9 protein-coding genes are annotated in these 8,494 nt (G+C 37.8%); all 9 read right to left on the bottom strand.

Annotated elements, in window-relative coordinates:
- Positions 1–283 precede the first annotated feature (283 nt).
- Positions 284–1,159: an ATP synthase F1 subunit gamma gene (gene atpG, locus EDC17_RS11110; protein ID WP_132778141.1), complete on the bottom strand. Its 876-nt coding sequence runs from the start codon at positions 1,157–1,159 to the stop codon at positions 284–286.
- 79 nt (positions 1,160–1,238) lie between these two features.
- Entirely contained in the window at positions 1,239–2,813 is a 1,575-nt protein-coding gene (gene atpA, locus EDC17_RS11105) for a F0F1 ATP synthase subunit alpha (RefSeq protein ID WP_132778140.1), read from the bottom strand.
- 57 nt (positions 2,814–2,870) lie between these two features.
- Positions 2,871–3,416 carry a F0F1 ATP synthase subunit delta gene (locus EDC17_RS11100; RefSeq protein ID WP_132778139.1) on the bottom strand — a complete coding sequence of 182 codons (546 nt, stop codon included), beginning with the start codon at positions 3,414–3,416 and terminating at the stop codon, positions 2,871–2,873.
- A 55-nt stretch (positions 3,417–3,471) separates the two neighbouring features.
- Positions 3,472–3,972, bottom strand: coding sequence for a F0F1 ATP synthase subunit B (locus EDC17_RS11095; RefSeq protein ID WP_132778138.1), 501 nt, complete (start codon positions 3,970–3,972; stop codon positions 3,472–3,474).
- A gap of 116 nt (positions 3,973–4,088) precedes the next feature.
- Complete coding sequence (gene atpE, locus EDC17_RS11090; RefSeq protein ID WP_039053475.1) at positions 4,089–4,277, bottom strand: ATP synthase F0 subunit C; 189 nt, start codon at positions 4,275–4,277, stop codon at positions 4,089–4,091.
- 38 nt (positions 4,278–4,315) lie between these two features.
- The gene (gene atpB / locus EDC17_RS11085) at positions 4,316–5,398 is read right to left on the bottom strand and encodes a F0F1 ATP synthase subunit A (RefSeq protein WP_132778137.1); all 1,083 of its coding nucleotides are present in this window, start codon (positions 5,396–5,398) and stop codon (positions 4,316–4,318) included.
- A gap of 93 nt (positions 5,399–5,491) precedes the next feature.
- Positions 5,492–5,890, bottom strand: a complete 399-nt coding sequence (locus tag EDC17_RS11080; RefSeq protein WP_132778136.1) for a hypothetical protein — start codon at positions 5,888–5,890, stop codon at positions 5,492–5,494.
- 44 nt (positions 5,891–5,934) lie between these two features.
- On the bottom strand, positions 5,935–6,162 hold the full coding sequence (locus tag EDC17_RS11075; protein WP_243646129.1) for an AtpZ/AtpI family protein: 228 nt from the start codon (positions 6,160–6,162) through the stop codon (positions 5,935–5,937).
- A gap of 58 nt (positions 6,163–6,220) precedes the next feature.
- Positions 6,221–8,434 carry a helix-turn-helix domain-containing protein gene (locus tag EDC17_RS11070; protein WP_132778135.1) on the bottom strand — a complete coding sequence of 738 codons (2,214 nt, stop codon included), beginning with the start codon at positions 8,432–8,434 and terminating at the stop codon, positions 6,221–6,223.
- Positions 8,435–8,494: the final 60 nt, after the last annotated feature.

Here is an 8,494-nt window from a genome sequence, read left to right as displayed (position 1 = left end):
GTTTGACTCCCCGGAAATAAAACTGATATCAGACGTTAAGAACCAACAGTTGATGCCTTTTGAGCTCGTAGAAAAAATTATACTCTTGTTTTTTTCAATCACTTCTCTTGTTAAATAATCATTAATAAGAAACAGAAACGAATAGTATAGATGAAAAAACAGACCCTTGAACACTCACTGGTCTACTATTGTATTGCAGTAAACTTGAAAACAATCATAACTTTCAGAAAAAAAAGGCTTCTTGAAATCAAGAAGCCCTTTGTATAGTAAATACTGTTACTTTTTAGCCATTTGAAAGCGCTGCCGCTCCAGATACGATCTCTGTAAGCTCGGTAGTAATAGCTGCTTGACGAGCCTGGTTGTATGAAAGTTTTAGTTGCTTTAATAAGTCACCAGCATTTTCTGTTGCCTTATCCATCGCTGTCATACGTGCTCCGTGCTCAGAAGCATTAGAATCTAATACTGCTTTGTACAATTGAATTTTAATCGCTTTAGGGATTAATTCTTCAATGATTTTTTCTTTAGAAGGTTCGATAATGTAATCCAATTCTACTGTATCGTTTTTCTCTTCAGGCAATAGAGGTAACAATTGTTCTGAAGTCAACACTTGTACAGCGGCATTACGGAATTGGTTGTATACAACCTCTACACGGTCGATATTTCCTTCTTTGAATTCATTCATAATGTATTCAGTCACTTTAGATACATTTTCGAAATCTAAATTGTTGAATAATTCATTATGGTTGCCAATAACGTTAAAATTACGCTTAGAGAAGAAGTCATGACCACGCTTACCAATTGCAATCATACTGACATCACCTCTCGCAAATTGATCCGCATATTTAGTAGCGATTAAGTTATTCGCTGTTTTAATAGCATTCGCATTGAAAGCTCCTGCCAAACCTCTATTTGAAGTCACTACGACGATCAATACCTTCGTAGGAATTCTATCTTGAGTATATGGAGAATCATTTCCTTCTACAGAAGCTGAAACTTGAGCAAGAATATCTCTTAATTTATTGGCATAAGGGCGCAATTGAATGATAGCATTCGTCGCACGCTTTAATTTTGCCGCAGAAACCATTTTCATGGCTTTGGTAATCTGCTGCGTGGATGTCACCGAGGTGATACGGTTTCTTACTTCTTTTAAATTTGCCATATTTTAATAGAGATTTGAGTAAGGAGTATTGTGTATTGAGTAAGATACCCCCTACTCAATACTCGCTACTCTTATCTAATTAATATTTTGAAGCTAATTCTTTAGCTACTTTTTCTAATACGTCTGTTAACTCATCTGTGAATTTACCCGCTTTTAATGCAGATAATACTTCCGGATGACGTTGCTCTAATTGAGTCAAGTATTCTTCCTCGAATTGACGTACTTTGTTCACAGGAACATTACGCAACAATCCTTTTGTACCAGCATAGATGATCGCAGTTTGCTTTTCTACAGATACTGGAGAGAATTGACCTTGTTTCAAGATTTCCACGTTACGGATACCTTTATCCAATACAGATTTCGTAGCAGCATCCAAATCCGAACCGAATTTAGCAAATGCTTCTAACTCACGGAATTGAGCTTGATCTAATTTCAATGTACCAGATACTTTCTTCATTGACTTGATCTGTGCGTTACCACCCACACGTGATACCGAGATACCTACGTTGATCGCTGGACGGATACCTGCGTTGAATAAGTTAGATTCTAAGAAGATCTGACCATCCGTGATTGAGATCACGTTTGTAGGGATGTACGCTGATACGTCACCTGCTTGAGTCTCAATGATAGGAAGAGCTGTCAATGAACCACCACCTTTTACTAAGTGCTTGATAGACTCAGGAAGGTCATTCATATTGCGTGCGATATCATCCGAAGAGTTGATTTTCGCAGCACGCTCTAACAAACGCGAGTGAAGGTAGAATACGTCACCTGGATAAGCCTCACGGCCTGGAGGACGTTTCAATAATAATGACACTTCACGGTAAGCTACCGCTTGTTTGGACAAGTCATCATACACGATCAATGCTGGACGACCTGTATCACGGAAGAATTCTCCGATAGCAGCACCCGCCATTGGCGCGTAGAATTGAAGTGGAGCAGGATCAGCAGCAGAAGCAGCTACTACAACTGTGTAAGCCATAGCACCTTTTTCTTCTAATACACGTACAATATTAGCTACTGTAGAGTTCTTTTGACCAACTGCAACATATATACAGAATACTGGTTGACCAGCATCATAAAATTCTTTTTGGTTGATGATAGTATCGATACAAACCGCTGTTTTACCAGTTTGACGGTCACCGATTACTAACTCACGTTGACCACGACCTACAGGAATCATCGCATCGATCGCTTTGATACCAGTTTGTAATGGCTCAGTTACAGGTTGACGGTAAATAACACCTGGAGCTTTACGCTCGATAGGCATTTCGTAAGTTTCGCCCACGATAGGTCCTTTACCATCGATTGGCTTACCTAATGTGTTCACTACACGACCTAACATACCTTCACCTACCTTAATAGATGCGATACGATTTGTACGTTTTGTAGTGTCACCTTCTTTGATACCATCTGAAGAACCTAAAAGTACAACACCCGCGTTGTCTTCCTCTAAGTTCAACACAACACCTTGTAATCCGTTTGAAAATTCAACCAACTCACCTAGTTGAACTTTTGTTAAGCCGTAAACACGAGCAATACCGTCACCTACTGTTAGTACGGTACCCACTTCCTCTAATTCGGCTTCTGACTTAAAGCCTGACAATTGCTCTCTTAGAATTGCCGAAACTTCATCTGGTCTTACCTCTATCATTTTAATTCGTATAAGGGGTTTTAGATTCTATTACTTTTAATATTTCAAGGCTATTTATTATACACCTTGATTGATGAAATGTCTTTCTAACTTATTCAATTTACCAGCAATACTTTCATCCAATTGCTTGTCACCTACCTTGATGATAAATCCACCGATCAACGATGCATCTACTTTATTAGTAAGGATTACACTTGCATTGATTTGTTGTGCTAAGGTATTTCCTAATGATTGAATATTTGCCGAAGACAATGGTTTCGCTGAGATAACCTCTGCTTTCACGATACCTTTTAATTCATTGTATTCCCGAATAAATTCCAAAGCTGTCGCGTAAACGATGTTACCACGACCTTTGCTTATCATGATATTGAAGAATGATGACACCTCTGTGCTTACTTTTCCTTCAAATAATGCTTTTAAGATATTCTGCTTCTTATCTATCTTGATAATGGGATTAGCCAATACAGCCTGTAGCTCAGTACTGGACTTGATAACTTTCGCTATCTCCTCCATTTCTTCTTTTACCTGCTCTAATGTACCTTTCTCTTTTGCTAAATCTAAGATAGATTTAGCGTATCTTGAAGCAACTTTAAATACTGACATTTTCTCAAATTAAAAATTATAAACTAAAAATATTAAAGCGTAATGCTATTTAATATTAGTTTAATTTCACGTCTTTCAACAAGTCAGCAACTAAAGCTTCTTGTTTACCTTGGTCTTCAAATTCTTTTGTCAAAACTTTGCGAGCGATGTCTAATGACAATGCTGACACTTGGTTTTTAACTTCTGCTAACGCTTTCAATTTTTGATCTTCGATCTCACGTTTTGCATTTTCAATTAATTTTGCACCTTCAGTTTGCGCAGATTCTTTCGCTTCAGCAACGATTTTATCTTTCAATTCTTTTGCTTCTTTCAAGATTGCGTCACGTTCTTCGCGCGCATCTTTCAACAACTGCTCATTTTCGTTAGTCAAACGTGCCATTTCTAATTTCGCTTTTTCAGCAGAAGCTAAAGCGTCAGAAATACCTTTTTCACGTTCTTCTAAAGCATTAATGATAGGTTTCCAAGCAAATTTCCCTAAGATAAAGATTACTATCAATAAGATAATTAGCTGCCAAAAGAACAAACCGTATGAGAACTGATTAAGTAATGCTTCCATTATATCTAGTTATAAAATATGAATTTTCTATTTAATGTCTTTAATTTTTTGTTTTTTAAACATGACTTACAACCAACCGTTGCAAGTCATGTCTAACTTTTTTTAATCAACTTGGATTATTTACCTAAGATTAAAGCACCGAATGCTAAACCTTCTACTAAGGCACCAATGATGATCATTGCAGTTTGAATTTTACCAGCTGCTTCAGGTTGACGAGCGATAGCTTCCATTGCAGAACCACCGATTTTACCTAAACCTAAACCTGCACCGATTACGATTAAACCTGCTCCAATTAAATTGTACATAATGATTTATTTATAAATATTTAACAAAAAATTTCGAATTAATGATGTGCGTGTTCTTCTACTGCCATACCAATGAATAGTGATGACAACATGGTGAAGATAAACGCTTGCAAAAATGCAACTAACAATTCTAAGAAGAATAAGATCAATGTCAACAACATAGAAACACCGATACTACCACCTACAGTTAATTGTTGTTGGAATAAATATACGATAGCAATCAAACCCATTACTACAGAGTGACCTGCTGTGATGTTAGCAAAAAGACGCAACATCAATGAGAATGGTTTTGTGAACATACCTAACACCTCGATTGGCGCTAACACAAATTTGAAAGGAACAGGTACACCTGGCATCCAGAAAATGTGCTTCCAGTAATCTTTGTTCGCTTTGAAGTTTGTGATTACAAATGTAAACAACGCTAAACACAGTGTTACAGAGATATTACCTGTTACGTTGAAACCAATTGGCGTTAAACCCATCAAGTTCAAAGTAAAGATCAAGAAGAATACAGATAATAAGTATGGCATGAATTCTTTGTAACGGTGACCGATATTCGGAATAGCCATCTCATCACGTACATATAATACTAAAGGCTCTAATACACGACCAACACCTTTTGGCAAGTTGTTCGAACCTTTTTTGTATGTTTTCGCTAATGAAATAAATCCTAAGAACAACAACAAAGCAGCTAACATTAGACCTACTACGTTTTTAGTAATAGAGAAATCCAAAGGTTTCGCATTTGTTGGGTGATGCTCTGCATCATAATCAATAGTACCAGCGGCATCCGTTTTGTAGATTTTTCCGTGGTAATATTTATAAAACTGACCGTCTACTTCTGTCAAACCGTCATTTTCTTTGAATTTTCCCGAAGAAAATACTTTCAATCCATTATCAATCAAAATAACGGGTAATGGAAAACCTACATAGTCCTCCCCTTTCTTGTACAAAGTGAAATAATGATCATCTTCCAAGTGATGTTTGATGTGTGCATTGATTTCTTCCGCTTGTGACTTCGTACCATCACCTTGCGCTTCCTCTGCGGCTATTGAAGTAAAAGGATTGGCAGCAAATAAAATTACTGTTAGAAATAAAAGTGCTCTCTTAAGATTCACCATTTTAGATTACTGTTGAATAATGAAAAATTTTGTGCAAAAATACAACTTTATTTGGCATATAGTAGGTTTTGTTTAAACTTTTTTATAAAAAGTTTATTGCTCGTTATTTTCTTGATTAAGAGCTTTGAATGCTACGAAAACGTCAAAAAACAAGAACAAGAAAAACACAACTAAGAAATTATATTCGATAAAGTCATTTTCGAATTTATTTAAGCCATTTTTGATATAAATATAACTCGCTACGGCATTCACTGTCATCAATCCCAAGAAGATAAATCCTAAATTTTTGGGCATTGCATACTGCGCCATCAAGGTCAATACGACAACAAATAATGTGATACCAACAGCAAATGCATACATCCCTACTAGGGTATAATCTGTTTGTTGCCAATAATGTGCTGTCCCGACTCCTTGTAAAACTAAATAATGGGCAAAGTACGCGGCTACTCCCAGCACGAGCAGCATAACAATATATTTAATGTAGTTATTCATCTCCTAAATTATACAAAAAGCTTTCATAAGCTTCCTGTGTTCGGCTAATCATTTTTACTGATACGGTTGGCTTGTCTAATAAACTGGTATAAGGACGCGATGACTCCCAGCATCGTGAACCCTTTGGTCCACCATCCGCCTTCTACATTATATTTTTCATCCAGCCAATCACCCAAAAGAAAAAACACATAAATGGTCACGCCCATTTGAAAAGGCATAGTAGTGAACACTATCCATTTATTAAGTTTCGAATCTTTCTTCTTGTCTGTCAAAACCAATTAAATTATCCCGACAAAGATATTATAATATAGCCTTATCACCTAGATAATGCTAAACTTTAGTTTCTAACACTTTTTGTCCAATCTTGATTTCAGGATATGAATACGCATCGCCCAATATTATTTTGATTTGAGAAGACGATTTGCCCTCATTCGCACGCAATACTTCCACGATCTTATCCAGCTTTTGCAGGTCTATCAATTCCTCCGCTTCTATCTCCGTACCCACAAAGTGGATCAAGTGCCCGTATACCGTACCTTCCACCATACCGCGTTTGGCGGCTATCTGCGCGATATCCAGACCGTCTTGGTACATATCCAAAGTGATTTGTTTGGTATCTTTTTCTTCTGAAGGATCGTCGTCACTCACTTTCACGCTTTCATCTTTGACCACATCGACATGCATAGGTAAATCATCCATCACTTGCTCTTTGGTCAGCGCCTCGGCAATCGTAAGACAATGTTTCAGGACTTCGTATTTACGTTTGAAATCCAGCAATAAGGCTTTCACTTCCTGTATATATTTTTTTGTCCTTTTGCGGATACTCCAGTCTTCGATATGTTTTTCTGTTGCTTTCAATAGCTCCTCTTCCATTTTGGGTAAAAACCATTGCACAGCAGATGTAGTACGTTCACATATTTTGTGGTAATCCAACGCATCTTTGTCCGATAACATTTGATGCAATTGCTGCATAAATTTATGCGCCACTTTCTCTTCCGTTTTGAGCGATTGTTGCAATAAGTAAAAGAAAGAAACAACACCTTCTTTATTGTCAATGTTACGGTCGGTTAAACTTTGTTCTAATTCGGTGACAGCCTCCGTCAAATTCGTCCAGCGGAAACTATTTAATAATATCTGACCTAAGTAAGCGCGTTGACTATTTTTTAATATCTCATCCACTTCTTCCTCTTTGACCAAATGTTTCATAAAATCCACGACCTGGAAGTCCGTACGAATAGCGTGTGGCGCTATTTTAGAGCGTAGCACCAAACCTTCCAATCCTGTAAGCCTACTTAGCCCTACATAGACTTGGCCCGCCGCAAATGACGTACCTGCGTCGATTATGGCTTTATCAAAAGTCAATCCTTGGCTCTTGTGTATCGTGATGGCCCAGGCTAACCGCAACGGAAATTGAGAAAACGTCCCCAATACTTCTTCTTCGATCTTATCTTCCCCTTTATTGTACTTGTATTTGATATTTTCCCAAGTCTCGCGGCGTACTTCAACATCTTCCGAACCATCCTTGAAACCCACCAATACCTGATGTTTATCCAGATTCAGTTCTTTGACCACGCCGATCTTGCCATTGAAATATTTACGATCCTCACCCACATCATTTTTAATAAACATCACCTGAGCACCCAATTTAAGCGTCAATGTTTCTTCTGTAGGATAAGCTCCTTGTTGGAAATCATCCTTCACTATAGCTTTCACATTGTGCATTTTGCCATGCAGTTTTGCCAACTCTTCTTGGTTAATCTGATCTGCTAGGCGATTGTGTGAGGTTAGTGTAATGAATTGCTCGTTTTTCTCCGGAACAAAATCTTCTTTATAATGGGCATTCAGCTCTTCTAAATCTTGTGCGGTACACTGATTGTTACGAATATTATTAAGTATCGAAATGAACTTATCGTCGCTTTGGCGATAAATGTGTTGCAGCTCCAATTTAATCATGGGCGTGCTGCGCAATACTTTTGCATTGAAGAAGAATGGGCTGCTATAATGATCACGAAGCACCTGCCACTCTTGCTCTCTTACGACCGGTGGCAGCTGATACAAATCCCCAATAAATAATACCTGAACGCCACCAAACGGGCGCATATCGCGGCGAACGGACTTCAATATCACATCAATCGCATCCAACGTATCTGCGCGTACCATCGACACTTCGTCAATGACCAATATTTCCATCTCCTGCAAGATTGCCCGACGTTGTTTAGTCAGCTTAATCGTCGAAAATAACCGGCTTTTGTTGTAAATATTATTGTCCTGATCATCCCATTTGAGCTCATAATTTTCTATAAAAACACCAAAGGGCAACCAGAATAAAGCATGCAAAGTAGTGCCACCAGCATTCATCGCGGCCACACCTGTGGGTGCGGTGATAGCCATTTTCTTATAACAGTTTTCACGGATATACTTGAGAAATGTAGTCTTGCCCGTCCCGGCTTTTCCCGTCAAAAAAAGATTTTGATTGGTTTGATTAACAAAAGCTACTGCTTTTTTGAAAATGAGATTATTGGTATCTATCTTTTGCTCCTTCATATCTTTTACAAAGATATACGAATGTGCCACAAGAAGTATTCTATATTAATTTTTAAATTT

This window comes from Sphingobacterium alimentarium, from assembly GCF_004342685.1.
GTDB classification, from domain to species: domain Bacteria; phylum Bacteroidota; class Bacteroidia; order Sphingobacteriales; family Sphingobacteriaceae; genus Sphingobacterium; species Sphingobacterium alimentarium.
The sequence above is the reverse complement of the archived record's forward strand: the minus strand, read 5'-3'. Positions and strand labels throughout refer to the sequence as shown.

Excerpts from the sequence above, each read along its gene's own strand:
- EDC17_RS11095 (WP_132778138.1), bottom strand. The coding sequence starts at position 3,972 with ATGGAAGCATTACTTAATCAGTTCTCATACGGTTTGTTCTTTTGGCAG.
- atpB (WP_132778137.1), bottom strand. The coding sequence starts at position 5,398 with ATGGTGAATCTTAAGAGAGCACTTTTATTTCTAACAGTAATTTTATTT.
- EDC17_RS11080 (WP_132778136.1), bottom strand. The coding sequence starts at position 5,890 with ATGAATAACTACATTAAATATATTGTTATGCTGCTCGTGCTGGGAGTA.
- EDC17_RS11070 (WP_132778135.1), bottom strand. The coding sequence starts at position 8,434 with ATGAAGGAGCAAAAGATAGATACCAATAATCTCATTTTCAAAAAAGCA.
- atpA (WP_132778140.1), bottom strand. The coding sequence starts at position 2,813 with ATGATAGAGGTAAGACCAGATGAAGTTTCGGCAATTCTAAGAGAGCAA.
- atpG (WP_132778141.1), bottom strand. The coding sequence starts at position 1,159 with ATGGCAAATTTAAAAGAAGTAAGAAACCGTATCACCTCGGTGACATCC.
- atpE (WP_039053475.1), bottom strand. The coding sequence starts at position 4,277 with ATGTACAATTTAATTGGAGCAGGTTTAATCGTAATCGGTGCAGGTTTA.
- EDC17_RS11100 (WP_132778139.1), bottom strand. The coding sequence starts at position 3,416 with ATGTCAGTATTTAAAGTTGCTTCAAGATACGCTAAATCTATCTTAGAT.